This window comes from Catenuloplanes niger (assembly GCF_031458255.1).
Taxonomy (GTDB): Bacteria; Actinomycetota; Actinomycetes; order Mycobacteriales; family Micromonosporaceae; genus Catenuloplanes; species Catenuloplanes niger.
The window spans coordinates 9535721-9562083 of sequence record NZ_JAVDYC010000001.1; the positions used below are offsets into that span (position 1 = coordinate 9535721).

At 72.2% G+C, this 26363-nt stretch carries 26 protein-coding genes; 19 read left to right on the forward strand and 7 right to left on the reverse strand.

Going from position 1 to position 26363, the window contains the following annotated elements; translation table 11 throughout:
• The first annotated feature begins 16 nt into the window (after positions 1-16).
• The 7 genes from J2S44_RS41975 to J2S44_RS42005 all read left to right on the forward strand — a co-directional run bounded on the left by J2S44_RS41975 (position 17) and on the right by J2S44_RS42005 (position 6493).
• Positions 17-868 carry a sugar phosphate nucleotidyltransferase gene (locus tag J2S44_RS41975; RefSeq protein ID WP_310429113.1) on the forward strand — a complete coding sequence of 284 codons (852 nt, stop codon included), beginning with the start codon at positions 17-19 and terminating at the stop codon, positions 866-868.
• The gene (locus tag J2S44_RS41980) at positions 865-1752 is read left to right on the forward strand and encodes an NAD-dependent epimerase/dehydratase family protein (RefSeq protein ID WP_310429115.1); all 888 of its coding nucleotides are present in this window, start codon (positions 865-867) and stop codon (positions 1750-1752) included. The genes J2S44_RS41975 and J2S44_RS41980 overlap by 4 nt, the downstream gene beginning before the upstream one ends.
• Positions 1749-2825, forward strand: a complete 1077-nt coding sequence (locus J2S44_RS41985; protein WP_310429116.1) for a glycoside hydrolase family 191 protein — start codon at positions 1749-1751, stop codon at positions 2823-2825. The genes J2S44_RS41980 and J2S44_RS41985 overlap by 4 nt, the downstream gene beginning before the upstream one ends.
• A gap of 29 nt (positions 2826-2854) precedes the next feature.
• On the forward strand, positions 2855-4165 hold the full coding sequence (locus J2S44_RS41990; protein WP_310429118.1) for a nucleotide sugar dehydrogenase: 1311 nt from the start codon (positions 2855-2857) through the stop codon (positions 4163-4165).
• Positions 4162-5127 carry an NAD-dependent epimerase/dehydratase family protein gene (locus J2S44_RS41995; RefSeq protein ID WP_310429121.1) on the forward strand — a complete coding sequence of 322 codons (966 nt, stop codon included), beginning with the start codon at positions 4162-4164 and terminating at the stop codon, positions 5125-5127. Before J2S44_RS41990 ends, J2S44_RS41995 begins: the two co-directional genes overlap by 4 nt.
• Complete coding sequence (locus tag J2S44_RS42000) at positions 5124-5816, forward strand: endo alpha-1,4 polygalactosaminidase (RefSeq protein WP_310429123.1); 693 nt, start codon at positions 5124-5126, stop codon at positions 5814-5816. Before J2S44_RS41995 ends, J2S44_RS42000 begins: the two co-directional genes overlap by 4 nt.
• A gap of 95 nt (positions 5817-5911) precedes the next feature.
• Positions 5912-6493, forward strand: coding sequence for a DUF6082 family protein (locus tag J2S44_RS42005; protein ID WP_310429125.1), 582 nt, complete (start codon positions 5912-5914; stop codon positions 6491-6493).
• A 159-nt stretch (positions 6494-6652) separates the two neighbouring features.
• Here J2S44_RS42005 and J2S44_RS42010 read toward each other — a convergent pair whose 3' ends face one another.
• From J2S44_RS42010 to J2S44_RS42025, 4 genes are all read right to left on the reverse strand, one after another.
• Positions 6653-7387 (reverse strand): hypothetical protein, encoded by a 735-nt coding sequence (locus J2S44_RS42010; RefSeq protein WP_310429127.1) that lies wholly within the window; start codon positions 7385-7387, stop codon positions 6653-6655.
• Positions 7384-8205 carry a hypothetical protein gene (locus tag J2S44_RS42015; RefSeq protein WP_310429129.1) on the reverse strand — a complete coding sequence of 274 codons (822 nt, stop codon included), beginning with the start codon at positions 8203-8205 and terminating at the stop codon, positions 7384-7386. The genes J2S44_RS42010 and J2S44_RS42015 overlap by 4 nt, the downstream gene beginning before the upstream one ends.
• 51 nt (positions 8206-8256) lie before the next feature.
• Complete coding sequence (locus tag J2S44_RS42020) at positions 8257-9723, reverse strand: diguanylate cyclase domain-containing protein (protein WP_310429131.1); 1467 nt, start codon at positions 9721-9723, stop codon at positions 8257-8259.
• 86 nt (positions 9724-9809) lie between these two features.
• Positions 9810-10778, reverse strand: a complete 969-nt coding sequence (locus J2S44_RS42025) for a lysylphosphatidylglycerol synthase transmembrane domain-containing protein (protein WP_310429133.1) — start codon at positions 10776-10778, stop codon at positions 9810-9812.
• A gap of 200 nt (positions 10779-10978) precedes the next feature.
• Between J2S44_RS42025 and J2S44_RS42030 the strand changes: the two genes are divergently transcribed.
• The gene (locus tag J2S44_RS42030; protein ID WP_310429135.1) at positions 10979-11839 is read left to right on the forward strand and encodes a sigma-70 family RNA polymerase sigma factor; all 861 of its coding nucleotides are present in this window, start codon (positions 10979-10981) and stop codon (positions 11837-11839) included.
• 45 nt (positions 11840-11884) lie between these two features.
• Here the strand turns inward: J2S44_RS42030 and J2S44_RS42035 are convergent, their stop codons facing one another.
• Together J2S44_RS42035 and J2S44_RS42040 are read right to left on the reverse strand one after the other, a co-directional pair.
• The gene (locus tag J2S44_RS42035) at positions 11885-12733 is read right to left on the reverse strand and encodes a DUF4394 domain-containing protein (RefSeq protein ID WP_310429138.1); all 849 of its coding nucleotides are present in this window, start codon (positions 12731-12733) and stop codon (positions 11885-11887) included.
• 164 nt (positions 12734-12897) lie between these two features.
• The gene (locus J2S44_RS42040; protein ID WP_310429141.1) at positions 12898-14631 is read right to left on the reverse strand and encodes a methyl-accepting chemotaxis protein; all 1734 of its coding nucleotides are present in this window, start codon (positions 14629-14631) and stop codon (positions 12898-12900) included.
• A 149-nt stretch (positions 14632-14780) separates the two neighbouring features.
• On the opposite strand from J2S44_RS42040, the gene J2S44_RS42045 reads away from it, so the two are divergent.
• The 10 genes from J2S44_RS42045 to J2S44_RS42090 all read left to right on the forward strand — a co-directional run bounded on the left by J2S44_RS42045 (position 14781) and on the right by J2S44_RS42090 (position 24128).
• Entirely contained in the window at positions 14781-15365 is a 585-nt protein-coding gene (locus tag J2S44_RS42045) for a chemotaxis protein CheW (protein ID WP_310429143.1), read from the forward strand.
• Positions 15365-16201, forward strand: coding sequence for a CheR family methyltransferase (locus tag J2S44_RS42050; protein ID WP_310429145.1), 837 nt, complete (start codon positions 15365-15367; stop codon positions 16199-16201). Before J2S44_RS42045 ends, J2S44_RS42050 begins: the two co-directional genes overlap by 1 nt.
• A complete protein-coding gene (locus J2S44_RS42055; RefSeq protein WP_310429148.1) occupies positions 16194-16682 on the forward strand; it encodes a chemotaxis protein CheD in 489 nt (162 codons plus the stop codon). The genes J2S44_RS42050 and J2S44_RS42055 overlap by 8 nt, the downstream gene beginning before the upstream one ends.
• 23 nt (positions 16683-16705) lie before the next feature.
• Positions 16706-17965: a protein-glutamate methylesterase/protein-glutamine glutaminase gene (locus J2S44_RS42060; protein WP_310429150.1), complete on the forward strand. Its 1260-nt coding sequence runs from the start codon at positions 16706-16708 to the stop codon at positions 17963-17965.
• Entirely contained in the window at positions 17958-19001 is a 1044-nt protein-coding gene (locus tag J2S44_RS42065) for a methyl-accepting chemotaxis protein (protein WP_310429152.1), read from the forward strand. The genes J2S44_RS42060 and J2S44_RS42065 overlap by 8 nt, the downstream gene beginning before the upstream one ends.
• 9 nt (positions 19002-19010) lie before the next feature.
• On the forward strand, positions 19011-19379 hold the full coding sequence (locus J2S44_RS42070; protein WP_307248257.1) for a response regulator: 369 nt from the start codon (positions 19011-19013) through the stop codon (positions 19377-19379).
• A gap of 61 nt (positions 19380-19440) precedes the next feature.
• Positions 19441-19713 carry an STAS domain-containing protein gene (locus J2S44_RS42075; RefSeq protein WP_310429153.1) on the forward strand — a complete coding sequence of 91 codons (273 nt, stop codon included), beginning with the start codon at positions 19441-19443 and terminating at the stop codon, positions 19711-19713.
• Positions 19710-21836: a chemotaxis protein CheA gene (locus J2S44_RS42080; protein ID WP_310429156.1), complete on the forward strand. Its 2127-nt coding sequence runs from the start codon at positions 19710-19712 to the stop codon at positions 21834-21836. Before J2S44_RS42075 ends, J2S44_RS42080 begins: the two co-directional genes overlap by 4 nt.
• A gap of 173 nt (positions 21837-22009) precedes the next feature.
• Positions 22010-23353, forward strand: coding sequence for a hypothetical protein (locus J2S44_RS42085; protein WP_310429158.1), 1344 nt, complete (start codon positions 22010-22012; stop codon positions 23351-23353).
• A gap of 52 nt (positions 23354-23405) precedes the next feature.
• Positions 23406-24128, forward strand: a complete 723-nt coding sequence (locus J2S44_RS42090) for a ZIP family metal transporter (RefSeq protein WP_310429160.1) — start codon at positions 23406-23408, stop codon at positions 24126-24128.
• Positions 24129-24460: 332 nt separating this feature from the next.
• On the opposite strand, the gene J2S44_RS42095 is transcribed toward J2S44_RS42090, so the two are convergent.
• Complete coding sequence (locus J2S44_RS42095) at positions 24461-25402, reverse strand: sigma-70 family RNA polymerase sigma factor (protein WP_310429162.1); 942 nt, start codon at positions 25400-25402, stop codon at positions 24461-24463.
• A gap of 86 nt (positions 25403-25488) precedes the next feature.
• On the opposite strand from J2S44_RS42095, the gene J2S44_RS42100 reads away from it, so the two are divergent.
• Entirely contained in the window at positions 25489-26277 is a 789-nt protein-coding gene (locus tag J2S44_RS42100; protein ID WP_310429164.1) for an alpha/beta fold hydrolase, read from the forward strand.
• Positions 26278-26363 lie beyond the last annotated feature (86 nt).

Sequence of the window (26363 nt, forward strand, 5' to 3'; positions counted from 1 at the left end):
CCGTGGGGAGGTCTGGATGCACGCGGTGATCCTCGCCGGGGGCAAGGGTGTACGGCTCCGTCCGTACACGACGGCCCTGCCGAAACCCCTGATGCCCATCGGGGACAGCCACTCGATCCTGCAGATCGTGCTGGAGCAGCTCGCGTCGTGCGGGTTCACCTCGGTGACCCTCGCGATCAACCATCTCGGCCCGCTGATCCGCGCCTTCGTCGGCGACGGCAGCGAGTGGGGACTGACGATCGACTACGTGGAGGAGGAGAAACCGCTCAACACCGTCGGACCGCTGTTCGGGCTGAAGGACAGCCTGCCGGACGAGTTCCTGGTGATGAACGGCGACGTGCTCACCGACCTCGACTACGGCCACCTGCTGCGCACGCACGCGGACTCCGGTGCGGCGGTCACCGTGGCCACGTCCGAGCGGGTGCACCGGATCGACTTCGGGGTGCTGGACAACGCGGACGGGCGGATCACCGGGTTCCGGGAGAAGCCGTCGCTGACGTACTCGGTCAGCATGGGGGTCTACGGCATGTCCCGGAAGACGATCGCGCCGTACCCGGCCGGTCAGCCGTTCGGCTTCGACCAGCTGGTCCTGGACCTGCTGGCGAAGAACGAGCACGCGGCGATCTACCCGTTCGAGGGGTTCTGGCTGGACATCGGCCGGCCCGAGGACTACGACGAGGCGAACCGGAACTTCGCGGAGCTGAAGCCGATCCTGCTGCGCGAACGGATCGTCGTGCCCGCCTCGCCGGAGGAGATCCTGGCCGCACCGGGTCCGGGAGCCCACGCACCGGAGGCGATCATCGCGCCGCCGTCGGTGCCGCTGCCGGCCTCGGCGTCGCCCGAGGCCGTCACCGGGGAGCCGGTGTGACGCGAGTTCTGCTGTTCGGGGCGTCCGGCTTCATCGGCGGCTACGTGCGGTCCGTGCTCGCCGCGGACCCGCGCGTCGCCGAGCTGGTCACCCCGGGCCGGGCCCAGCACGACCTGATCGCGGGCGACGTGGACGGGCTGACCGCGCTGCTGCGCGCGACCGCACCGGACGCGGTCGTCAGCTGCGTGGGCGCGCTCGGCGGCACCGCCACCGAGCTGCTCGCCGCGAACACGCTGGTCGCGGCGAAGCTGCTGGAGGCGGCCGCGGTCGCGGCGCCGCGGGCCCGCCTGGTGCGGATGGGCTCGGCCGGTGAGTACGGCGTGACCGACCCGGGCCGGTCGGTGCGCGAGGACGACCCGCTGGTGCCGGTCGGCGCCTACGGCGTCAGCCACGTCGCCGGCACCCGGCTGTTCTCGATCGCGGACGGGCTGGACGCGGTCTCGCTGCGCGTGTTCAACCCGATCGGGCCCGGGATGAGCGAGGAGACGCTGCTCGGCCGTGCCGCCGCGCGGATCCGCACCGCGCTGGCCGAGGGCACCGACGAGATCCAGCTCGGCCCGCTCGGCGCGCACCGCGACTTCGTGGACGTGCGGGACCTGGCCGCGCTGGTCGGCAGCGTGGTCCTGGCCCGGGACGTACCGAGCCGGGTCTACAACGCGGGCAGCGGCCGGGCGGTGACCGCGCGGGAGGCGGTCCGGCTGCTCGCGGCCGAGGCCGGCTGGACCGGGACGATCCGCGAGGCCGGGGCCGGCCCGTCCCGGTCGGCCGCGGTGACGTGGATCCGCGCGGACGTGACCCGCGCACGGAACGAGCTGGGATGGACGCCGGTGCGCGACCTGGAGACAACGATCAAGGACGTCTGGAACGCCGGGGAGCGCCGGTGAACCAGGACTGGTGGCGGCGGCGCTGGTGGATCCCGGTCACGGCCGTGGTCCTGGTGCTGCTCGTGGCCGGGGTGTGGGGGCTCGTTGCCGAGGGCCCCCGCACCACCCCGCCGGGTCTCTCCCAGGGGTCGCCCACCCCGTCGGCGCCGGCGTCGGCCGGCCCGTCCGCGGACGCGGGCGTCGGCTCGGCACCTCCGGGGTCGCCGTCCGCCACCCCGTCCGCGTCCGCGTCCGCGTCGGCGCCGGCACCCCCGGCGCCCGGCAAGATCACTACTTGGGCGTACCAGCTGCAGGACTATCCGTCCGGCGGGCTGCAGCACCTGGCGGCCGGGCCGTACCAGATGGTGGTCATCGATCTCGCCCGCGACGCGCACAGCGACTTCTTCCGCAAGGACGAGATCGGTGCGGTGCAGCGGACCGGCAAGCGGGTGCTGTCCTACTTCGAGATCGGCAGCCTCGAGGACTTCCGGCCGGAGTACCCGGGCCTGCGCAAGGACGCCCCGGAGATGTTCGCCAACGAGTGGGGCGACTGGCCGGGCGAGTACTTCGTGCGTTACTGGGACCCGCGCTGGTGGGACCGGGTGATCAAGCCGCGCGTCGACCAGGCCATCGCGTCCGGGTTCGACGGCGTCTACCTGGACACCCCGCTCGCGTACGAGGAGATCGACCTCGGCGCCGCGCAGGGCCGGGACCGGGACGCGCTCGGCCGGGAGATGACCAACCTGATCGTGCGGATCAGCAAGTACGCGAAGGAGCGCAAACCCGGCTTCCTGATCGTTCCGCAGAACTCGCCGGAGCTGCGCGAGCACCCCGGCTACACGGCCGCCATCGACGGGATCGCGATGGAGGAGCTGTTCTACCTGGCCACCGACGAACCGTGCACCGAGGACTGGTGCACGGAGAACCTGGCGAACACCCGGGCACTGCGCGACGCGGGCAAGTTCGTGCTCGCCGTCGACTACGCGGTCCGCAGGGACGCGGTGTCGTCCGCCTGCGGCCGCTATCGGGCCGAGCGCTTCGCCGGCACGGTCACCGTACGCGATCTCGACCGGCCCGCCGCGATCTGCGGCTGACCGCTCACATCCGAGAGGAGCACAACGCAATGCCAAGCAAGATCGGGGTCGTGGGCCTCGGCTACGTGGGCCTCACGCTCACCGCCGCCCTCGCCGAGAAGGGCTTCACCGTGTACGGCGCGGACGTGTCGCCGGCGATCCTTGACTCGCTGTCGCGCGGCCGGCCGCACATCTTCGAGCCCGGCATCGACGACATCTTCGCGAACCGGATCGGCAAGGACATCTTCGTCTCCACGGAGCTGCCGTCCGACGTCGAGGTCGCCGTGATCAGCGTGTCGACGCCGGTCGACGACATCACCCGCCGCCCGAACCTGGCCAACCTGGCCTCGGCCGCCCGCGGCGTGGCCGCGTCCTGCCGGCCGGGCACGCTGGTCGTGGTGCGCAGCACCGTACCGGTCGGCACGTCCCGCAACGTGGTGCTGCCGGAGCTGCAGGCCGCCTGGGGTGACGACGTCAAGCTGGTGATGGCGCCGGAGCGCACCATCCAGGGCCAGGCGCTGCGCGAGCTGGTCGAGCTGCCGCAGGTCATCGGCGGCCTGGACGCCGCGTCGCTGGAGGCCGGCGTGGAGTTCTTCGCCGGGCTGGCGCAGACCATCCAGACCGTGTCCAGCCTGGAGGCGGCGGAGCTGGTCAAGCTGACCAACAACTGCCACACCGACCTGATCTACTCGTTCGGCAACGAGATCGCGCTGATCGCGGAGCGGCACGGGCTGGACCCGCTGGAGGTCATCCGGGCCACGAACGTGGACTACCCGCGGCCGGACATCGCCAAGCCGGGGTACGTCGGCGGCGGCTGCCTGTCCAAGGACCCGTACATCCTGATCGACTCGGCCGGCGACCGGCCGCCGTTCCTGGTCGGCAAGGCGCGCGAGCTCAACGAGTACCTGCCGATCCACGTCGGCGAGACCATCGTGAAGATGCTCAAGGAGGCGCGCGGCCGCAGCCTCGGCGCGCGCCTGGCCGTGCTCGGCTGGGCCTACAAGGGCTGGCCGGCCACCGACGACATGCGCGGCACGCCGATCGCCACCATGATGCGCGTGTTCTCCGCCGCCGGCGTCACGGTCATCGGGCACGACCCGCTGGTCAGCGACGACGTCATCCGGCAGTACGGCGGCGAGCCGGTGTCGCTGGACAAGGCGTTCACCGACGCGGACGCCGTGCTGATCATCAACGACCACCCTGACTACCGGGCGATCCAGATCCCGGACATCCTCGGCGGCGCGAAGCCGGCGTTCATCTACGACTCGTGGCGGGTGCTGGACGAGTCCGCGGTCCGCGCCGCGGGCATCCGGTACGCGGGTCTCGGTTACCTTCCTTCGGTTGAGGCGGTTTCGGCGTGAAGGCTCTTCTCCTCGGCGGTGCCGGCTTCATCGGCCTGCACCTGGCCCGGCGGCTCGTGCGCGACGGTCACGACGTGACCGTCGTGGACGACTTCTCCCGCGGCCGGCGGGACGCGTTCCTGGACGAGCTGCGGCCGTCCATCGAGCTCGTCTCCGGCGACCTGACCGACCCCGCCGTGTGGGCCGCGCTGCCGTCCACCGGCTGGGACGAGATCTACCTGCTCGCGGCCGTGGTCGGCGTGCGCAACGTGGAGCAGGACCCGGCACGCGTGGTGCGGGTCAACACACTCTCCGCGATGCACCTGCTCGACTGGGTCGCACCCGGCGCGAAGGTGTTCTTCGCGTCCACCAGCGAGGTCTACGCCGGTGGCGTGGACGCCGGGGTCGTGCCGGTGCCGACGCCGGAGGACATCCCCGCGCTGATCTCCGACGTGACCGCGCCGCGCTTCGCGTACGCGGTCAGCAAGCTGCTCGGCGAGGCCGCGTTCATCCACACGTCCCGGGCGCGCGGCTTCGACGCCGTGGTCGGCCGGTTCCACAACGTGTACGGCCCGCGGATGGGCGCCGACCACGTCATCCCGGAGATGTCGCTGCGGGCACTCAGCGGCGCCGAGTCGTTCGCGGTGCCGGGCGCCGACCAGTTCCGGGCGTTCTGCCACGTGGACGACGCGGTGTCCGCGATCCGGGCGCTGATGGCCGCACCGGCCGCCGCCGGCCGGATCGTGCACATCGGCAACGACCGCGAGGAGACCAACATCGGCGACCTCGCCAAGCTGGTCCTCCGGGTGGCCGGCGCCACCGCCATGCTCGCCCCGTCGGACGCGCCACCCGGCTCGGTCCGGCGCCGCTGCCCCGACCTGACGCTGCTGCGCTCGCTGACCGGGTACGAGCCGACCGTACCGCTGGAGGAAGGGGTCAGGACCACGTTCGCGTGGTACAAGGAACACGGGCGGCCGCAATGAGCAAGGCCCCGATCTGCTTCTACTACGGCAACGGCAAGCTCGTCGAGCTGGCCGAGTACCCGCGCGTGGTGCTGCAACCGGACTTCTACAAACCGGCCGAGCTCGCGTACCTGGCCGACGCCGGCGTGCAGACCCTCGGCTACCTGTCCCTGTCCGAGGACACCGGCCCGCCGGCACCGTGGCAGCGCCAGGAACGCAACCCCGACTGGGGTGGCGCGTTCGTCCACGTCGGACACCCGCTCTGGGTCGAGCACGTGGTCGGCCAGGCCAAGGCCGCGATGAAACAGGGCTTCCACGGCCTGTTCCTGGACACGCTCAACGTCGAGCTGACCTACCCCGAGGACGTGCCGCACCTGCTCACGCTGGTCGGCGCGATCCGCGAGGAGGCCCAGCCGGCCTACCTGCTGGCCAATCGCGGCTTCGGCATGCTCCCCCGGCTCGCCGAGATCGTCGACGGCGTCGTCTTCGAGTCCTTCTCGGCCCGCTGGACCGACGAGGGCTACGCCCCCTGGCCCGCCGACACGCTGGAGTTCCACGCCCAGATCGCCGAGCAGTTGCTCCAGCTCGAAGTCGACCTGATCGCCCTCGACTACGCCGACACCCAGGGCCTGACGGACTTCGCCGTCCGCCGCGCCCGCCAGTTCGGCATGCAGTGCGTGGTCAGCGACCGGGCGCTGTCCCGCGTCTGACCACCCGGTGCGGGGCCGGGCCGACCGGTCCGGTCCCGCACCGGGTGGTTGCCCGGCTGTGTTCACATCGACTTATGGGGACGGCCCGCGAATCGATGATCCTGTTCGCAGGAGCGACCGCCGACGGCAGCGCCTCGGCGGAGAGCGGCTGGGAGACGATAGGCGACATCGGCCAGACGGTCGGTGCTTTCGGCACGGTGATCGCGGTACTTGCCCTGCTCGGCGCGATGCGCTCGCTCCAGCTCCAGCGGCGGCAGACACACGCGTCCGAGGAAGAGGTTCTCCGCGCGATGCGGTACAACCTCATGATCCTGGCACTGCAGCACGAGAAGTATCTTCCGCTGTGGGGGTTCCCGCCATCCCTGCCACAGGAAGAGATGGCGTTGCGCGCCTATCTGGGCATGATGTTCAGCTACTTCGAGGCCGGCTTGCGCAACGGTCGCATGACGGAGCGGGAGCTCGACCAGTCACTGTCGAATCTCTTCCACATCAAGGTGGGGCGCGACTTCTGGCACGATCACCGCGACGTCTACCTCGAGTCCGGTGATCCATCCGCCGTCAGACTCGCGCGGATAGCGGATCGGCACTGCCCGCCCGCCTCGCGAACGGATGAGCCCGCGGCGGGGCCGCACGACGTGAGCCGCACACGCGACGTTACAGGCAACGATCCCGGTTGATTCCGGTAGTCACGGTTTCCCGGGGATCGGGTGAGGCATCGCGCGTCCGGACGCCGGGCGAGCGGTTGCGGGGCCGTGGCGTCGCAACCGGCGGAGGGGACGGAAGCGGCGCGGGCGCGGACAGATCGGCCTTTCCGCGGTACGCGGGCCCGCACGCCGTCAGCGACCGGGTGTAACGACGCCGGGTGCCGGGTCGGCGCGACGGGCGGGTCCGGTGCCCGTGGCGAGCAGGGCGGCTGTGGTGGTCAGGTGGGCGGTCCAGGCGGCGGTCAGGGCCCAGGCCGTGCCGAGCGGGGTGGTGAGGTGGAAGGCGGCGAGGAAGGCGACCAGGGCCAGGGACGCGCGGGTGAACTGGCGGGTGAAGGCGGGCAGCGAGCGGCGGGTCTCGATCACCACGAGCACGCCGGAGTACGGGAACGTGACCACGAATGCCTGCAGCACGCCCGCGAACTGGGCGATCGCCAGCGCGACGGCGACCACGAGCGCCACCTGCGGCACGGTCGGGCGTCGTGGGGGTGTGGCGGGGGTGGGCGGGGGGCGGCGCAGGCCGGTGGCCGCCCACAGCAGGCAGACCGCGGCCAGCACCGGTGCGAACGGCAGGTCGCCGAGCGTGGTGAGCGGCCAGGCGACCAGCAGGTACGCGGCGATCGCCAGCGCGTCCGCGAGGAGGATGTGCAGGCCGGCGCGGTGGTGCAGCGTGCTCGCCAGCACGAAGAAGAGCACCAGCAGGACCACGCCGATCAGGTGGCGGGCGTCGACCGGGCCGCCGGAGGCGAGCAGCGCCAGCGTCATCGGCAGGGGCAGGCTGTAGACGACGGCCTTCCAGCGCATCGACGGGACCAGCCGGACCGCGACCACCACGGCCGCGATCAGCAGCGCGGACGCGATCGTCACCCGGCGGCCCGCTCGATGCAGGCCTCGGCCAGGTCGCGCAGGCGGCGTACCGTGCCGGGGTCGTGGTGGAAGACGTTGCCGCTGATCCCGCCGAACGGGTTCATCTCGGCCTGCCAGGCGTGCGTGTCGTCCCAGACGACCATGTTGACCAGCAGGTCGCGTGGGGCGTCCGCGTGGTCGAGCAGGAGGGCGCGGACGCCGGCGGCGCGTTGTTCGGCCAGCAGCGCGGCGAACGCGGGCTCGGTGCGGTCCGCGACGATGAAGACCCGGGTGATCTGGACGCCGCGGTCGATCGCGGCCGTGTTGGCCCGCCAGTAGTCGCGGCCGAGCGGCGCGGTCCACCAGTCCGGGCCGACCGCGGTGATGTTCGTGACCGCCCGCATGCGGCGCCGGCACCGGGCCGTGTGCTCGATCAGCTGCCCGGCGTCCCAGGCCGCGGTGCGCAGCTGGCCGCGGGACAGCCCGTCCAGCTCGTCGACGAACCGCCGGCAGCGGCGCCGCAGTTCCTCGCGGGCGGTGCGGTCCCGGTACTGCGCGGAGATCTGCGCGGTCAGCGCGAGGATCCGGGTGAGTTCGGGCCGCACCGCGGGCACGGCGTCGACCAGGTCGTGCGTCTCGGCGCGCCGTTCCGCCCGGAGTGCGGCGCCGACCACGAATGTGAGCGTCGAGCCGAGCAGCGCCACGATGATCGCCTCGCCGGGGCCGGCCCAGTCGACGAGGTTGAGCGCGGCGCCCAGCATCGTGGAGCCGGCCACGCCGGCCGCGGCGAGGCGCTCGTCGAAGGATCTGCGGAACAGGCCCACGGGTCCGTCTGCCATGCCGTCACAGTAGGCACTAGCAGCAACAATGTCACTACATGAGGTGACCGGTCAGGCGAAGACCGGGCCGGTGCCCTTGTTGCGCTTGGCCTCGTACATGGCGCCGTCGGCGAGCTTGAGGACCTCGTCGGCCTCGTACTCCTGGCCGTCGGCGGGGGCGCCGTCGTCGTCGACCATGGCGATGCCGATGCTCGGGACGACGCGGGCGGGTTCCTCGCCGCCGACCGGGATCGGGACGGCACAGTTGTCGATCATGCGCTGGGCGACCGAGCGGGCCGAGTCGCGGTCGCCGACCGCGTGGCAGATGACCACGAACTCGTCGCCGCCGAGGCGGGCGACCACGTCGCCGCCGCGCAGCACCTCGGTCAGCCGGCCGGCGGTGACGCGCAGCACCTCGTCGCCGGCGTCGTGGCCCATCGTGTCGTTGACCTTCTTGAAGCCGTCCAGGTCGAGGAAGAACACGCCCATCGGTGGCGTGCCGGGCCGCCAGCGCTTCAGCGTCTGGGCCAGGTGGTGGGTGAGGAACCGGCGGTTCGGCAGGCCGGTGAGCGCGTCGTTCAGCGCGAGCCGTTCCTTGCGGCGCTGCTCGGTCACGTCGTGGTTGACCATGATCGCGGCGAACGAGCTGCCGGACTGCTCGGGCAGGCCGGTCAGCGAGCACTTGATCTCGACCTCTTCGCCGTCGGCGCGGCGCTGGCGCAGCTCGCCGTTCCACACGCCGGTCTCCCGGATGTACGGGATGACGTCCTCGAACGTGAGCGGCTCGCCGTCCTCGTCCAGGAAGCGCGTGTCGAGCAGCGCGTGCGCGTCGCAGCCGACCGCGTCCGCGAGACTGTAGAGGTACACGCCCTCGGCCGCGGTGTTCCAGGTGACGATGCGGCCGTCGCCGTCCCAGGAGACGATCACGTCGGAGACCTGGTTGACGATCTCGGCCTGGGCGCGCATCTCCTCGAACGCGACCGCGGAGCCGTTGAGCAGGTCGACCGTGGAGAGGCTGGTCGCGGCCATCTCGGCGACGGCCTGCAGGTAGGACAGCTCGTCCTCGGTGAACGCGTCCCCGCCGGTGTCGCGGGTGACGACCAGGATGCCGGTCGGGTGCCCCTCGGCGCGCAGCGGCTGGATCGACACGGCCGAGATGCCGCGCGCGGTCAGCCCGGCGACCAGCGCGGGGTCGAGCGCGTCCAGGTTCGTGCGGATCTCGGCCGGGTCGAGCACGGCACCGACGCCGCTGACCGTGACCGCGGTGACGAACCCGTCGTAGTCGCCGACCGTGATGCTGCCCGGCGCCTGCCGCAGGACCTGCTCGGCGACCGGGTCGCGGTGGGTGGCCCCGATCCGGGTCAGCGTGCGGTGCGTGCTGGACTGGGTCCACACGGTCGCGCTGTCCGCGATGATCGTGGCGGCCTCGACGACGACCGCGGCGAGCCGCGCGGGATCGGCGAGCGCACTGTTCGCCGCCCGAGCGATCCCGACGAGCGCCCGCAGGCGTGCCGTGCCGTTCATCGTTGCAGCCACCATGGCCATCCTCCTCCCCGCAGACGCGCTTCGGGTGCTTCTTCGGCACCCGCGTCATCGGTCTGAGGAAAGGGGACGTGAACCGGGTCTCACCGGGCCGGTGACAGGTCGGCGGGCGCGCGGCGGCGCAGCAGCGTCCAGGCGAACAGCCCGGCCGGGATGATCAGCCAGCAGGAGAAGAGGCGGTAGCCGAGCACGGCCGCGGCGGCCGGGGCCTGGCCCGCGCCCGCGGAGACGAGCGCGGCGAGCAGGCTGGCCTCGATCACGCCGATGCCGCCGGGCGTGATCGGGATCTGCCGCACCAGCTGCACCACCACGTAGACCGTGCCGAGCTGCACGAACGTCAACGGCAGGTGGAACGCGTACGCGACCGCGGCCAGGCAGCACAGGTCGGTGAACCAGTTGACCACCGCGAACAGCAGCGCGAGCCGGCGGTACCGCCCGTGCATGCCGGCCGCGACCGGCCAGACCGCCCGGACCGTGGCGAGGAACCCGGTGTCCGGCGGGTCGAAGGCCACCACGGACCCGGGCGTACGGTGCCGGTCGTGCAGCACGCTCGCCGTGATCGTCGTGAGCAGCGCCAGCGCGCCGGCCGCGGCCGCCACCGTCGCGGCCGGGTGCGCGGACCACTCCGCCGCCGGGTCCTCCAGCACGATCACCAGGTAGCCGAGCAGGTACAGCACCAGCAGGCCGAGCACGGAGAAGACGCCGGACAGCAGCATCGCCGTGGTCGCGGCCGCGCGGCTCGCGCCCCACCGCCGGAACGTCTGGAACGCGAACCCGGCCGACATCGCGGACCCGGCCGGCATGGTGATCGCGATCGCGGACCGGCTGTACGTCATGGCGAGCGCCTGCCCGAGCCCGACCGGCACGCCGAGCCCGCGCAGCAGCCACAGTTGCTGGCGGGCGAACATCGTCAGCGACACCCACTCCGCGACCAGCCCGAGCAGCAGCCACCACGGGTCGGCCGTGGTGATCGCGGTCCAGACGTCACCGGCGTCCGGCAGCCGGTCGCGCAGCAGCACCAGCGCGACCACGCCCACGGTCGCGAGCAGCACCGGCCGCGCCCAGCGACGGACGACTGAACGCTCCGTGACGTACCCCCCGAGCTCCCGGTGTTTCTCCATGGTGCCGGTGGCTGAGGCTTTCCCGGCTCGGTACAACCGGATCGCAACTTTCGGCAACCGGCGGTGCACCCGGCGGACCGGAGAGTTCTCCCTGGCCAGCGACGTGCTGACTTCCACGGGGGGAACCGCAGATGAGCACCACCACTTCCACGCTGAGTGACCGCGAGCGCGAGGACATGATCCGCGCGAACATGGCTCTGGTCGGTCACCTGGTCCGGGACATGCTCGGCCGGGTCCCGGCGCACGTCAACCGCGACGACCTGACCTCGGCCGGCCTGGCCGCGCTGGTCACCGCCGCGCGCGGCTTCGACCCGGAGCGCGGCATCCCGTTCCACCGGTTCGCCGCGACCCGGATCCGCGGCGCGCTGCTCGACGAGCTGCGCGGCCTGGACTGGGCGTCCCGCTCGGTGCGCAGCCGGGCCCGGGCCGCGGACACCGGCCGGCAGCACCTGACCGCGACGCTGGGCCGCACGCCCACGCCGCAGGAGCTGGCCGAGTACCTCGGCGTCCCGGTGTCGGAGATCAACTCGACCGCGGACGACGTGCAGCGCGCGGTCGTGCTGTCGTTGCAGGGCTTCACCACCGGCAGCGCGGACGACATGGTCACCGAGTCGACCATGGGCCCGGAGGAGCTGCTGGTGCACCGGGAGCGGATCGGCTACCTGCACAACGCGATCGAGGCGCTGCCGGAGCGGCTGCGGATCGTGATCACCCGGTACTTCCTGAACGAGGAGCCGATGGCGGTCATCGCGGCGGAGCTGGGCGTGACCGAGTCGCGCATCTCGCAGCTGCGCGCCGAGGCGCTGACGCTGCTGCGCGACGGCCTGAACACGCACCTGGACCCGGAGCAGGTCAAGACGTCCGGCCGCGCGGACGGGTGCGTGGCGCGCCGCCGCGCCACCTACTTCGCGCAGATCGCGAACCGGGGCGACCTGAGCAGCCGGCTCGCGTTCACCAACCACCAGGGGCTGCCGACGCACCTGGCCGCATGAGACAAGGCCCGCCACCCTCCCGTCGAGGTGGCGGGCCTCGCGTCGTCAGAGCGCGAAGGTGATCGAGCCGACCTGCAGCACCGACGGGAAGGTGCCGATCGAGGTGGCGAACCCGGACGTGACGTCCACCGAGTAGAGCGTGCTGCGGTTCGTCACCGGGTTGATGATCGCGGCGAACGCGGTGTTCGCCACGGCCCGGCCGTTGCTGATCGTGCTGTAGACGTCCAGGCTCGCGCTGAGCGCCGGGTCGACGCCGAGCGCGCCCTGCGGGAAGAGCGTGCCGGCCGCCGGCGGGTTCTGCAGCGAGAGCTGGTTCGCGACGGTGTCGACGTCGTAGAGCGCGGTGAGCGTCATGCCGCTGGTGTCGTTGTTCATGTACGCGGCCGCGGTCACCCCGGTCGCGGACTTGCCGGTGGCGCCGTCGGTCAGCGCGGTCTGCGCCGTGGTGACGTTGCCGTCGACGTCGTGGCTGAGGTTCTGCCCGGTGTTGCCGATGATCCGCAGCCGGTCGGCCACCGGGTTGAAGTCCACGCCGAACGACTGGCCGCTGAGTCCCACGCTCAGCTGGCCGACCTTCGTCAGGTACCACTGGTTGACCGTGTAGACGCCGCCGGCGTTGGCCACCACGTAGGTCAGCCCGTTCGCCGGCCGGGTGTCGAGACCGATCGCGTAGGTGTCGTGGCCGGTGAACCCGACGATGTCCTGCACCCACTGGCTGACGTTCGGCGTCTGCGACTGGAACGCCAGCATCGTGAGGCCGTCCGCGGTGATGCCCCAGCCCTGGACCTGCGGCACCGCCGCCTGGCCGGCCGCCGGCCCGCTCGCCACGACCGTGACCGTCGCGACCGCGCTCAGCGCCGCCGCCGCGAGAACTCTCTTCAGGTGCGCCTTCATGATTCCTCCCCCAGATCGAGTGACGGGAGGAAAGCTATGGCGCGGTACGGGACGCGCGCTGGACGCCGACTGGACGCGGCCCGGGCCGGCGCTGTCACGGACACGACCGGAAGAACGTCGGGGGGTACGGGACGACTCCCGTACCCCCCGCTGGCTCCTGATTTTCAGAACCGGTCGAACTTGGCCTCGATCTCCGGCACGAACGCGTCCTGGTCGCGTCGCGAGTAGGACGGCCCGCCGGCGACCGACGCGCCCTGCGCGGAGTAGTAGCCGGTGCCGTTGCCGCCCATCCGGCCCGCGTGCTCGCGCCCGGCGTAGTCCGCGCCGGCGTAGTCCGTGCGGGCCCGCCGCACCGGCGCGCCGACCTGGAAGAAGTCCATCATCGTCTGCAGCTGCGTGGTCTGCGCGGACATCTCCTCCGCGGTCGCGGCCAGCTCCTCGCTGGACGACGCGGTCTGCTCGGTGACCTTGCCGATCTGGTTCATCGCGATGTTGATCTGACGCACGCCGGTGGACTGCTCCCCGCTGGCCGCCGCGATCTCCTGCACCAGGTCGGAGGTGCGGATGATGCTCGGGATGATGGTGTTGAGCAGCGAGCCGGCCCGCTCCGCGGTCTGCACGCTGCCGGACGCCAGCTCACTGATCTCCTGCGCCGCGACCTGGCTGCGCTCGGCCAGCTTGCCGACCTCGGTGGCGACCACGGCGAAACCCTTGCCGTGCTCGCCGGCGCGCGCGGCCTCGATGGTGGCGTTCAGCGCGAGCATGTTCGTCTGGAACGCGATGTCGTCGATGATCCCGATCTTGCTGGTGATCTCCTTCATCGCGTCCACGGTCTTCTGCACCGCCTCGCCGCCCTCCAGCGCCTCCGCGCGTGCCTGTGCGGCCATCTCCTCGGTCGCCCGCGCGTTGTCGCTGTTCTGCGCGATGCCCGCGGTCATCTGCTCGAGGCTGGACGTGGTCTCCTCGATGCTGGACGCCTGCTCGGTCGCGGCCTGGGAGAGGTTCTGCGACGCGCCGCTGATCTGACTGGCCGCGTTGTTGATCTGCGCGGACGAGTCGATCACGGTGCTGACCGTCTCGGAGAGCCGGTCGAGCGCGCTGTTGAGCGCCGTGCCCATCCGGCCCACCTCGTCCCGGCTGTCGACCTCGAGCCGCTGGTCGAGCCGGCCGGCGGCCAGCCCGCTGAGGACCGCGACGGTCCGCTCCAGCGGGCGGGCGATCGAGCGGGTGATCACCTGGACCATCACGAACGTGAAGAGCACGGCGAAGACGATCAGGCTGATCAGCACGGTCCGCGCGGTCCCGTACGCCGCGGCCGAGGCCTCGGTGGTGGTCTTCGCGGCCAGGTCCTCCGCGTCCAGCAGCCGGGTCAGCGATTCGTCGATCGCGGTGGTGATCGGGGCGATGTCCTCCGCCACCACCTCGTTGAAGAGGGCGTAGCTGTTGGACGCGCCGGCCGGGATCAGCTTGTCCCGCACCACGGTCTGGTAGGCGGTGAAGCTCTGGTCGATCTGGTCCCGGTCGGCGTCGTCGCCGGCGATGTCCTTGCCGTCCACCACGCCCCACGCGCTGGTCAGCGCGACCAGGGTCTCCTCGACCCGGACCGTCGCCGCGTCGTTCTCCTCCTTGCCCTGCGCCATGCCCAGCACGCGGGTGGAGAGCCGGGCGTCGCGGTAGGCGATCGCCACCTCGTCCAGCGACTTCGTGTTGTGCAGGTGCACGGTGTACATGCTGGCCAGCCGGTCCTGCGCGCTGCCCAGCTGCACGATGCCGACCACGCCGACCACCAGCAGCAGGACGCAGGTGATCAGGGCCATCCAGCGCAGCTTCCAGGCGACCGACAGGTTCTTGAACCCGAAGCCGGTCGACGGTTGCCGAGCATGTGACGCGTTCGCCATGGCGGGGCTCCTCGGTTGATCTTCGCCTCGAGAACACAGCGTAGGCGGCCGCATCGGTCGTTATCCGACAAAGGCTCATATTGCCTGTCCAAGAGGAGACAACATGATCGGATGAAGTGGTTCACCCCCACAGACCGAGAGGAGCGGCGGTGAGCGACGTTTCCACCATGCCGGCGGCGGCGCGGGCCGGGTCCGGCCGCTATCTGACGTTCACGCTCAACGACGAGGCGTACGCGCTCAACATCTTCCACGTGCTGGAGATCCTCGAGTACCGCAACCTCACGGTGGTGCCGATGATGCCGTCGTTCATCCGCGGCGTGATCAACCTGCGCGGCCGGGCGGTGCCGGTGATCGACCTCGCCATCCGGTTCGAGCGCGGCACCACCACGGTCCGGCGCCGGACCAGCATCATCATCGTGCACATCGACGCGACCGGCCTCGAGCCCGGCCCCGGCGGCACCGACGGCGACGGCGGACAGGACCTCGGCATCCTGGTCGACTCGGTCAACAAGGTGGTCGCGCTCGGCGAGGACGACATCGAACCGGCGCCCAGCTTCGGCTCCGGGATCCGGGCCGACTACATCAGCGGCATGGCTCGCCGCGACGGAGACTTCCTGATTCTTCTGGATGTCGGCAACGTTCTGTCGATCAGTGACATGGTCAGCTTGGGCGAGGCAGCCCGGGCGCGCGGCCGTGTCACCGAGTCCGACGAACCAGCCGACGAAGGAAACTGATGCAGCAGTCGCTCACCAGCCGGCCCATCGGCCCGGACGAGTTCGCCTACATCACCGGCCTGCTCTACCGGGAGACCGGCATCCGGATGACGCCCGGCAAGGAATCCCTGGTCACCGGCCGCCTGGACAAGCGGCTGCGCGCACTCGGCCTGAGCGGATACGGCGAGTACGTGCGCTACCTGCGCGGACAGGCGGACAACGGGCCGGAGCTCCGCCAGCTGATCAACCTGCTCACCACGAACGAGACGTTCTTCTTCCGCGAGCAGCAGCACTTCGACTTCATCCGCGACACGGTGCTGCCGGCCCGGGATCGCAGCCGGCCGTTCCGGCTGTGGAGCGCGGCCAGCTCCACCGGCGAGGAGGCGTACACCGCGGCCATGGTGCTCTCCGAGTCGCTGCCGGACCAGCGCTGGGAGATCGTCGGCACGGACATCTCCACCCGCGTGGTCGAGGGCGCGCAACTCGGCATCTACCCGCTCACCGCGGCCGACAAGATCCCGCGTCAGCTGCTGCGGAAGTACTGCCTGCGCGGCCGGGACGAGTACGACGGCAGCATGGCGGTCGCCCGTCCACTGCGCCAGCAGGTCAGCTTCCGCCGGCACAACCTGATGGAGAACCTCGAGCACCTCGGCCGGTTCGACGTCATCATGCTGCGCAACGTCATGATCTACTTCGACCCGGAGACGAAGCGGCAGCTGATCGGGCGCCTGCAGGAGATGCTGCAGCCGGACGGATACCTGATCGTCGGCCGGTCCGAGTCACTGAACTCGATCCCGTCGAAGCTGGTCATGGTCGAACCGTCGATTTACCGGATCCCCGGGCAGCAGCGTGGCTAGCCTCGTGGAGGTGGTGCTCAACCCGGGCGAGTTCTGCTTCGGCGACGCCGGGACCCGGATCCACACGCTGCTCGGGTCGTGCGTGTCGATCACGCTCTGGCATCCGCGGCGCCGGGTCGGCGGCATGTGCCACTACATGCTGCCCGTGCGCCGGCTGCCCGGCGCGGCCGGCCCGCTCGACGGACGGTACGCCGACCACGCGGTACGGATGTTCCTGCACGAGATCGGCCGGCACGGCACCCGCCCGTCGGAGTACGTGGCCCGGATGTTCGGCGGCGGCAACCAGTTCCCGCCGGCGCAGCGCCGCGGCCGCGCGCCGGACGTCGCCCGGGACAACATCGACGCCGGGCTCGCGCTGCTCGACCGGCACGGCTTCCACCTGGCCGAGACGCACCTCGGCGGGCGCGGCGCGCGCCGGCTCTCGTTCGACGTGGCCACCGGTGAGGTGGAGTTGCACGCGACGTCCCGGCGGGCGCCATGACCTCGGCCGGCACGATCCCCACGGTGCCCGGGCGGGCCATCGGCGTGCTGATCGTCGACGACTCCGCGGTGGTGCGGCAGGCGCTGACCGCGCGGCTGGCGGCGAGCCCGGGCATCGAGGTGATCGGCGCGGTCGCCGACCCGGTCTTCGCGATGGCCCACATGAACCGGGCGTGGCCGGACGTGGTGGTGCTGGACCTGGAGATGCCCCGGATGGACGGGCTGACGTTCCTCAAGAAGATCATGGCGGTACGGCCGACGCCGGTCGTCGTCTGCTCCGCGCTGACGGCCCACGGTGCCGAGACCGCCGTGGAGGCGCTCGCGGCCGGCGCGGTGGCGGTGATCCCACGGCCGGTCACCGGGCTGAAGCAGTTCGTCGAGACGCAGTTCTCCGACATCGTGGCGGCGGTGCGCGCCGCCGCGCTCGGTGGGCAGCGGGGACGCGCATCCGTACCGCCGCATGACGTTGATCTGGCTCTTGCGCCCGCCGGTGGTCGTGCGGCGCCGGCGCCGACGCGCGCCGTGGCCGCCACGCGGCTCGGGTCACCGCCCCCGGCCACCCGGCTCGCGCCGTTCCTGACCCCGCCGGACCCGCGGTTCGCGCCGCCGGCCGTGCCGGCCACGCGGCTCGGGTCGCCACCGGCCGCGCCCGCCGTCGTGCTCGACCCGCCCCACCTGACCGATCTGCCGGGACACAAAGCGAACAAGGCGGTCGTCAGCGCGGAACGGGTCGTGGCGATCGGGACGTCGACCGGCGGCACGAAGGCGCTGGAGGTCGTGCTGCCGGCGCTGCCGCGGTCGGTGCCCGGCGTGGTGATCGTGCAGCACATGCCGGAGCGGTTCACGGCCGCGTTCGCGCAGCGACTGGACACGATGTGCCGGGTGCGCGTGCGCGAGGCCGCGGACGGCGACGAGGTGCTGCCCGGGAACGTGCTGGTCGCGCCGGGTGGGCGGCACATGGAGTTGATCAGGATGGGTAGTGGTTACCGGGTGCGCGTCTTCGACGCCCCACCGGTCAACCGGCACCGGCCCTCGGTCGACGTGCTGTTCCGGTCCGTCGCCCGGGCGGCCGGCAACGCGGCACTCGGCGTGATCATGACGGGCATGGGCGACGACGGCGCCCGCGGCCTGCTGGAGATGCACCGGGCCGGCGCGTTCACGGTCGCGCAGGACGAGGCGACGTGCGTGGTGCACGGCATGCCGCACGAGGCCGTCACGCTCGGCGCCGTCGACCGGGAGGCGCCGCTCGGATCCATCGCGGAGGTGATCCACCGGTATGGCTGAGATGCTCTGGGTTCTGCTGGGCGTGTGCGCGGGTGGCGCGGCCGGCTACGGTCTCGGGCGGCGTCGCGCCCCCACGGCCGTCGCCGCCTCGCAGCCGGCCCACCAGCACCTGCACAGCGTCAGCCGGCTCGCCGGATCGCTGGTGCCGGTCTGGTCCGCGCAGCTCACGTCGTCGCGGACGCAGATGGAGACCGCGGTCGGCACGCTCACCGAACGGTTCGCCGAGATCGTCGAGAACCTCGACACCGTCCTCGAGTCGTCCACCGGCGTGCTCGACGAGGGTCAGGGCGGCACGTTCGACCGCAGCCGGGAACGGCTCGGCGGCGTGGTCGGCACGCTCGACGACGCGCTCTCCTCCAAGCGGGCGACCGTCGCGGAGCTGCGCACGCTGCTCGCGTTCAACGACGAGCTGCGCCAGATGTCCGGCGAGGTCACCGCGATCGCGGCGCAGACGAACCTGCTGGCGCTGAACGCGTCGATCGAGGCCGCCCGGATCGGCCGGGCCGGTGCCGCGTTCGGCGTGGTCGCGGACGAGGTGCGGCAGCTCGCCGACCGTTCCGCCGGCACCAGCGAGCGGATGGCCTCCAAGGTCGGGCACGTCGAGTCGACCATCAGGACGCTGCTCACCCACGCGGAGGAGACCGCGGAACGCGAGGACGAGGCGGTGGCCGGCGCGAACGCGGAGGTCCAGGCCGTCCTCGACGACCTGCAGGCCGTGGTCGCCGGTTTCCGGGACTCGTCCGCCACGCTGTCCCGCGCCGCGACCGGCATCCGCGGCGACATCAGCGACTCCCTGGTGAACCTGCAGTTCCAGGACCGGGTGTGCCAGGTGCTGGAACACCTCCAGGCCAGCATCGACCGGCTGCCGGCCGTGGTCGAGGAGGCGGGCGAACGCGCGCGCACGGACGCGCCGCCGATCGACCCGGACGCGGTCCTCGGCGAGATGGAGGCCAGTTACACCATGGCCGAGGAGGTGGACGCGCACCGGTCCGGATCCGGCGCACAGGTCCGCGACTCGGAGATCACGTTCTTCTAGGGGGATGACATGGGGAAGACCATTCTCGTGGTCGACGACTCCGCGTCGGTGCGGCAGGTGGTCAGCATCGCGCTCAAGGGCGCGGGCTACGACGTGCTGGTCGGCACGGACGGCAAGGACGCGCTGGCCAAGCTGGACGGGCGCCGCGTCCACCTGATCATCTCCGACGTGAACATGCCGAACATGGACGGCATCACGTTCGTGACCGAGGCGAAGAAGCTGCCCGCGTACAAGTTCACGCCGATCATCATGCTGACCACCGAGTCGCAGGAGGACAAGAAGCGCCAGGCGCAGGCCGCGGGCGCGAAGGCGTGGGTGACGAAACCGTTCCAGCCCGAGCAGATGCTCGCGGCCGTGAGCAAGCTGATCGCGCCGTGAACGAGCCCGCGGGCCCGGCGCCCGCCGCACGTCACCGGCGGACCGCGGCGGAGGAGGCGGCATGAGCACCGTGGAGCTCGCCGGCGAGCTGACCATCCACTCCGCGGCCGAACAGGCACCGCGACTGCTCGCCGCGCTGGAGGAGAAGAGCGTGCTGCGGGTACGGCTGGCGGACGTCACCGAGATCGACACGGCCGGGCTGCAGATTCTGTTGCTGACCCGGCGGGAGGCGGCCCGGATCGGGTCGACGGTCGAGTTCCGGGACGCGAGCCCGGCCGTCCGCGAGTCGCTGGCCATCGTCCACCTGGACCCGTCCCTGGAGGCGCTGTCGTGAGTTTCTCCGACGATGACGCGACCGAAGCCCTGGACATCTTCATCACCGAGGCCCGGGAGCTGCTGGAGTCCCTGGAGGAGGGCCTGCTCGGGCTGGAGACGGACCCGGACGCCACCGAGACCGTGAACGCGGTGTTCCGGTCGGCGCACACGCTGAAGGGCTCGGCCGGGCTGTTCGGACTGTCACACCTGGTCAGCTTCACGCACGTGGTGGAGACGCTGCTCGGACACGTGCGCGAGGGCGAGGTCCGGGTCACGCCGGAGCTGATCAGCGCGCTGCTGCCGTGCGCGGACCACATCGCCGGGGTGATCTCCGGGGTCGCGGAGGGCCGGATGTCGGCCACCCCCGAGGAGGAGACCGCCGGCGCGGCGCTGCTGACCCGGCTCACGCCGTTCCTGCCGGGGTCGTTCGCGGCCGCCGTGCCCGCGGCCGAGGTCACCGACGTGGCCACCGATCCCGGCGCCCGGGGCTGGCGGCTGAGCCTGCGGTTCGGCCCGGACTGCCTGCGCAACGGCATGGATCCGCTGTCCTTCGTGCGCTACCTCGGCACGCTCGGCACGCTCGACCGGGTCGCGGTCGACGACTCCGCGCTGCCGGACGCGGCCGACATGGACCCGGAGAGCAGCTACCTCGCGTTCGAGATCGACCTGATCACGGACGCGCCGAAGGCGGAGATCGAGTCGGTCTTCGAGTTCGTCCGCGAGGACAGCGACATCCGGATCACGCCGCTGGCCGCCGCGTCCTACGTGGACTACATCGAGGCGATGCCGCAGCGGGACCGGCTCGGCGACGTACTCCTGGAGAGCGGCGCGGTCACCCCGAGCGAGATCGACACCGCGCTGCGGATCCAGCGCGAGCGCTCGCTGTCCGTACCCATCGGCCAGGTCCTGATCGAGGAGGGCATCGCCGACCCGGCCGTGGTCGAGGCCGCGCTCAGCCGCCAGCGCAAGGTCGCGGACAGCCGCTCCGGCGACACCCAGACGATCCGGATCGACGCCGCCCGCCTCGACCGGCTCATCGACCTCGTCGGCGAGCTCGTCATCGCGCAGGCCAGCACCACCATGCTCGCGGCCGGCGCGGAGGCCCAGGGCGAGGTCACCCGGCTCATCGACGAGGTCCGGCACAGCGCGCTGTCGCTGCGCATGGTCCCGATCGGCATGACGCTGCGCCGCTTCGAACGCGTGGTCCGCGACGTCTGCGTCGACCTCGGCAAACAGGTGCAGCTCACCATCACCGGCGGTGACGCCGAGATGGACAAGGCCCTGGTCGAACGGATCAGCGACCCCCTGCTCCACCTGGTCCGCAACTCCCTCGACCACGGCATCGAACCGCCGGCCGAACGGGTGCGCTGCGGCAAACCCGCGGACGGCACGCTGCGGCTGCACGCCTACCACGACGCCGGCAACATCGTCATCGAGGTCGCCGACGACGGGCGCGGCCTGGACCGCGACCGGATCTTCGCCAAGGCCGTCGACCGCGGCCTGGTCCCCGCGACCGCCGCGCTGACCGACGCCGAGGTCTACGACCTCATCTTCGAACCCGGCTTCTCCACCGCCGAGACCGTGTCCAACCTGTCCGGCCGCGGCGTCGGCATGGACGTCGTACGCCGCAACGTGACCGCGCTGCGCGGCAGCATCGAGGTGGAGTCGGTCCGCGGCCACGGCGCCACGATCCGCATCCGGCTGCCACTGACGCTCGCCATCATCGACGGCTTCCTGGTCGGCGTCGGCCCGTCGTCGTTCATCGTGCCGCTGGACCGGGTGACCGAGTGCGTCGAACTGCCGCCGGGCCCACAGGGCCGCGACTGCATGAACCTGCGCGGCGAGGTGCTGCCGTTCATCCGGCTCCGGCAGATCTTCGGCATCCCCGGCCTGCCGGCCCGGCGCCAGAACGTGGTGGTGGTCGAGCAGAGCGGGCAGCGCACCGGCCTGGTGGTCGACGCGCTGCTCGGCGAGTTCCAGACCGTCATCAAGCCGCTCGGCCCGCTGTTCGCCAACCTCAAGGGCGTCAGCGGCTCCACGATCCTCGGCAACGGCGACGTCGCCCTCATCCTCGACGTCGGCCCCCTGGTCTCCGAACACACCGACCACGAACGCGCCCGCCAGGCCGTCGGCGTCGGCTGAACCCGGCCCTACATCACGCGTACGGTCGCGGGGAGCCGCGACCGGACCACCACTGGTCACCATCTTCTTCGGCGCCCGGTGGGGGTGAGGCGGGGTTCGCCGAAGGTGTTGTTCTCGTGACATTCCCGGGTGGGTGTGGCCGGGTCGCAACCTGGGGCTGGCAGAGTCGGGGGATGGCGCAGCGCGAGGATGAGCGGGACAGCGGGCTGGGCGTGGTCTTCCACAACCTGGACACGCAGGTCCTGACCGTCGGGCGGCGGCCGCGGCGGCCGCGGCGCCGGAGGGCGGGGCGGCAGACCGGGATGGTGGCGGCGGTGCTGCTCACGGCCGCGTTGATAGCGTCGCCCGCGATCGTCTACGCCGGCATGCTGCCGGATCGGCCGCGGGACCGGCCGGCGGGCGTGGTGCCGGCCGGTGTGGACGCGCCGGAGACGGCGGGACCGGCCGCGAGCACGCCCGCGCCGCCGTCCGGGCCGATCACCGTGGCCGAACTGCGCGGTTTCGCGCTGCAGCAGGTGCCGGCCGGGTGGACGTGCCCGGTCAGCGGCGTCACGGCCACCGAGGAGCCGGCCGTCGGGGCGGTCTGGGCCACCTCGATCGCGCACGGCGACGTGGACGGTGACGGGGCCGCGGACGCCGTGGTCGTGTTGCGGTGTGTGCTGAAGGAGTCGGCGGGGCCGGAGGCGGCGGTCGCGTTCACCCGGCTCGGCGCGGACGTGGTGCCGATCGGCGTGGTGACGGTGACGACCGGGACGACCGTGCAGTGGCTGACCGCGGTCCGGGTGGCGGACGGCGGCGCGGTCACCGTGTCGTTCGGTGACCTACAGCCGTACGCGGATCAGCGCGCCGAGTGGACCCGCCACCAGGACGCGGACTTCTGGTACACCGGGAACGGCCAGTTCGCCGGGTCCCTGCCGTCGTTCACGCCGGTGGCGAACCCGTCCGAAAGACCGAGAGCCGATCTGTGGGTACGGAGTGGGAACCTCACCTACGACGCGGAGGGTGCGGGCACGATCTCGCTCACGGTCGGCAATCGCGGGCCGGCCCCGGCGGACGACGTCTGGCTGACGCTCGACCCGGGCAGCCCGCTCAGCGCGCGCGTCCAGGGCTGGGACGCGTGCCTGGAGGTCCGCACCGCCGCGCCCTGGGCGGTGCCGACCGAGGCCGGCCGCTCGATCCCGCTGTCCGCCGCGGCACCGGAAGCGACGCCGGGCACACCGACGACCTCGGGCGCGCCGGCGGCCCCAGGTGCGCCGGCGGCCCCAGGTGCGCCGGCGGCGCCGGAGGCCACGACGGGCCCGGCGGCGGACGTGGAGACACCGGGCGGGCAGTTCCCGGTGCAGTGCCGGCTCGCCGACCTCGATGCCGGCGAGGAGCGCAGCCTGCTGCTCGTCGTCCGCCGCGACGCGGGATCCGCGTCACAGGGGACGGTCGTGCTCTACCGGCGGGCGCTCGGTGGCGCACCGGTCCCGGACCTGAAACCGGGCGACGACCAGGCGGTCTTCGCCGTCCGATAGGGCTCCGCGGCACGGCGGGCGGACCGGCCCGCGGCGGGCTAGCATCGGCCCGATGCTGGAAGCGGCGTTCTGGGGTTTCGTCGGCGGGTTCGCGCTGTTGGTCGGTGCCGTGCTCGGGCTGGTCCGCCCGGTGCCGGACCGGGTGGTCGGCACGGTGATGGCGTTCGGTGCCGGCGTGCTGATCTCCACCGTCTCGTTCGACCTGGTCGAGGAGGCGTTCACCGAGGCCGGCGCGGTGCCGGTCGGTGTCGGCATCCTGGCCGGCGCGGTCACGTTCTTCGCCGGTGACGCGATCGTCGACCGGCGCGGCGGCGACGACCGCAAGCATCCGGCCGCGAACGCCGGCGGTGCCGCGTTCGCGTTGGTGCTCGGCGCGATGCTGGACGGCATCCCGGAGTCGGCCGCGATCGGCGTCTCGCTGCTCGGCGGCGGCGCGGTCAGCACCGCGGTGGTCGCGGGCGTGTTCCTGTCCAACGTGCCGGAGTCGCTGTCGGCCGCGGTCGGGTTGCGCGCGTCCGGCCGGTCGGTGCGCTGGATCCTCGGCCTCTGGGCGGGCGTCGCGGTCGTCTCCGCGGTCGCGGCCGCGCTGGGTTACGCGCTGCTCGGCGGCGCGGGACCGGCCACGGTCGCGGTGGTGCAGGCGTTCGCGGCCGGTGCGATCCTGACCATGCTGGCGGACACGATGGTCCCGGTCGCGGTCCGGTACTCCGGCCCGCTGGTCGGCATCGTGACGTGCGCCGGCTTCCTGCTCGCGTTCATGCTGACGCACGCCTGAGGCGTCCCCCCGGCACACCGCCGCCTGCCGGTCACCCGGTCGCAAGCCTGTCCGCCGGCCACCCGGCCGCCCGCCCGGCCGCGCCACGCGAACGCACGACCGGCCCCGCACGCCACCCGGAAGCACGACCGGCCCCGCACGCCACGCGAACACACGACCGGCCCCGCACGTCACCCGGACGCTCGGCTGCTTCGGCGGCGTGGGAGGTGCGGCCGGGTCGTGGTGACCACCCGCCGGCCGGCAGGGAGGCCGCCCGCGGCCGACCGGTGCCCGCGGGAGCACTCGGGACGCGGCCACGCCGGAAGCGGGACGATGAATGTCGCTCTTCGACGTCAGCTCGCGGGTGCCGCACCGGAGCCGGCCGGGCGGGTCGTCGGCAGGCCGAAGCGGGGGAACAGCCGCGCGGCGTCGAGGAAGTTCGTGACGGCGGCGATGCGGCCGTCGGTGATCTCCAGCGCGATCAGCGACCACGGGCCGGTCGTGCGGTACTGCGCGTAACCGGGAAGGCCGTTGATCGTGATGGGCACGAGACGGGAGCCGCGGCAGCCGGCGCCGGTGCCGGTCATCCAGGCGCGGATGTCGGCCCGGCCGCGCAGCCACAGCGGGACCGGCGGCATGGACAGCGTCGCGTCCTCGTGCAGCAGCGCGGTGAGCGCGTCCATGTCGTACGCCTCGAACGCGCGCACGTAGCGGTCGAGCAACGCGTTCTGCGCCGCGTCGGTGACCGTGCGCAGGTCGCCGGGCGTGGTGGTGGCGAGCGTGGCGCGGGCCCGCTGGAGCGCGCTGTTGACGCCGGCGACGGTCATGTCGAGCAGGTCCGCGACCTCGGCAGCGGACCAGGACAGCACCTCGCGCAGGATCAGCACGGCACGCTGGCGGGGCGGCAGGTGCTGGAGCGCGGCGACGAACGCGAGCCGCACCGTCTCCCGCCCGGCGACGACGACGGCCGGGTCGTCCGGGATCGGGCCGAGCCAGGTGGCGTCCTCGAGCGGCGTGCCCGGTGACGTGGCGTGACCGGAGCCGGCCGGACCGAGGTCCATCGGGCGGACGCGTCGCTGCGCGCCGGTCAGCATGCTCAGGCACACGTTCGTGGCGATCCGGTAGAGCCAGGAGCGCAGCGCGGACCGGCCCTCGAAGCGGTCGAGGCCGCGCCAGGCCCGGACCATCGTGTCCTGGACCGCGTCGTCGGCCTCGAACGCGGAGCCGAGCATGCGGTAGCAGTACCCGGTCAGCTCCGGCCGGTAGGCCTCGAGTTCGGTCAGCACGTCGGTCATGGACGAAAAATCTATCCGGGGACCGATGAGTTTCCGTCACCCGCCCGGTCCTAGGGAGGTAAGAAGCATCAACGAGGAGGCAGCACATGACGTACGCCGAGGTCAACGGCATCAACCTGTACTTCGAAGAGGTCGGCGAGGGCAGCCCGCTGGTCCTGTTGCACGGCGGGCTCGGCAGCGGTGAGATGTTCGGGGCGATCCTGCCGGCGCTGTCCGCGCGGCACCGGGTGATCCTGCCGGACCTGCAGGGCCACGGCCGGACCGCGGACATCGACCGGCCGATCGACATCCGCACGATGGCGGACGACATCGCCGCGCTCATCGCCCACCTGGGCCTGGACCGGCCGGACGTGGCCGGCTACTCGCTGGGCGGCGGCGTCGCGCTGCAGCTCGCGATCCGCCACCCGGGCGCGGTCGGCCGCCTGGTCGCCGCGTCGGCCGGCATCCGCCGCGACGCCACCGACCCGGAGATCCTCGCCCAGCAGGGCCAGTTGACCGGGGCCGCGGTGGAGTTCATGAAGGACACGCCGATGTACGAGCTGTACCAGCGGGTGGCGCCCCGCCCGGAGGACTTCCCGCGCCTGCTCGACAAGATCGGCGAGTCGATGGCCGTCGACTACGACTTCACCGAGGAGGTCCGCGGCCTCCAGGTGCCCACGCTGATCGTCGCGGCGGACGCCGACATGTGCCCGGTCAGCCACTTCGCGGAGGTCTTCGCGCTGCTCGACGGCGGCGTGCGGGACGGCGGGTGGGACGGTTCGGGCCGGCCGAAGGGCGGTCACGCGCTGGCGATCCTTCCCGGCCTCACCCACTACAACCTGGTCGACTCCCCGCTGTTCGCCCAGGTCACCCTGGACTTCCTGGCCAGGTCCTGAAGGCCGGTCCGGCGGTACGCGGTGCGGGGCCACCGCGTACCCGTTCGGCCTACCGCGTTCCGGCGGGTCCGTGCCGGACAATGTGC

Bases quoted from the DNA above. Each gene is read 5' to 3' on its own strand.
- J2S44_RS42090 (WP_310429160.1), top strand. From the start codon at position 23,406: ATGCTGGAAGCGGCGTTCTGGGGTTTCGTCGGCGGGTTCGCGCTGTTG.
- J2S44_RS42015 (WP_310429129.1), bottom strand. From the start codon at position 8,205: ATGGCAGACGGACCCGTGGGCCTGTTCCGCAGATCCTTCGACGAGCGC.
- J2S44_RS42065 (WP_310429152.1), top strand. From the start codon at position 17,958: ATGGCTGAGATGCTCTGGGTTCTGCTGGGCGTGTGCGCGGGTGGCGCG.
- J2S44_RS42000 (WP_310429123.1), top strand. From the start codon at position 5,124: ATGAGCAAGGCCCCGATCTGCTTCTACTACGGCAACGGCAAGCTCGTC.
- J2S44_RS42030 (WP_310429135.1), top strand. From the start codon at position 10,979: ATGAGCACCACCACTTCCACGCTGAGTGACCGCGAGCGCGAGGACATG.
- J2S44_RS42020 (WP_310429131.1), bottom strand. From the start codon at position 9,723: ATGGTGGCTGCAACGATGAACGGCACGGCACGCCTGCGGGCGCTCGTC.
- J2S44_RS42040 (WP_310429141.1), bottom strand. From the start codon at position 14,631: ATGGCGAACGCGTCACATGCTCGGCAACCGTCGACCGGCTTCGGGTTC.
- J2S44_RS42100 (WP_310429164.1), top strand. From the start codon at position 25,489: ATGACGTACGCCGAGGTCAACGGCATCAACCTGTACTTCGAAGAGGTC.
- J2S44_RS42075 (WP_310429153.1), top strand. From the start codon at position 19,441: ATGAGCACCGTGGAGCTCGCCGGCGAGCTGACCATCCACTCCGCGGCC.
- J2S44_RS42005 (WP_310429125.1), top strand. From the start codon at position 5,912: ATGATCCTGTTCGCAGGAGCGACCGCCGACGGCAGCGCCTCGGCGGAG.
- J2S44_RS42050 (WP_310429145.1), top strand. From the start codon at position 15,365: ATGCAGCAGTCGCTCACCAGCCGGCCCATCGGCCCGGACGAGTTCGCC.
- J2S44_RS42085 (WP_310429158.1), top strand. From the start codon at position 22,010: ATGGCGCAGCGCGAGGATGAGCGGGACAGCGGGCTGGGCGTGGTCTTC.
- J2S44_RS42070 (WP_307248257.1), top strand. From the start codon at position 19,011: ATGGGGAAGACCATTCTCGTGGTCGACGACTCCGCGTCGGTGCGGCAG.
- J2S44_RS41975 (WP_310429113.1), top strand. From the start codon at position 17: ATGCACGCGGTGATCCTCGCCGGGGGCAAGGGTGTACGGCTCCGTCCG.
- J2S44_RS41990 (WP_310429118.1), top strand. From the start codon at position 2,855: ATGCCAAGCAAGATCGGGGTCGTGGGCCTCGGCTACGTGGGCCTCACG.
- J2S44_RS42095 (WP_310429162.1), bottom strand. From the start codon at position 25,402: ATGACCGACGTGCTGACCGAACTCGAGGCCTACCGGCCGGAGCTGACC.
- J2S44_RS42035 (WP_310429138.1), bottom strand. From the start codon at position 12,733: ATGAAGGCGCACCTGAAGAGAGTTCTCGCGGCGGCGGCGCTGAGCGCG.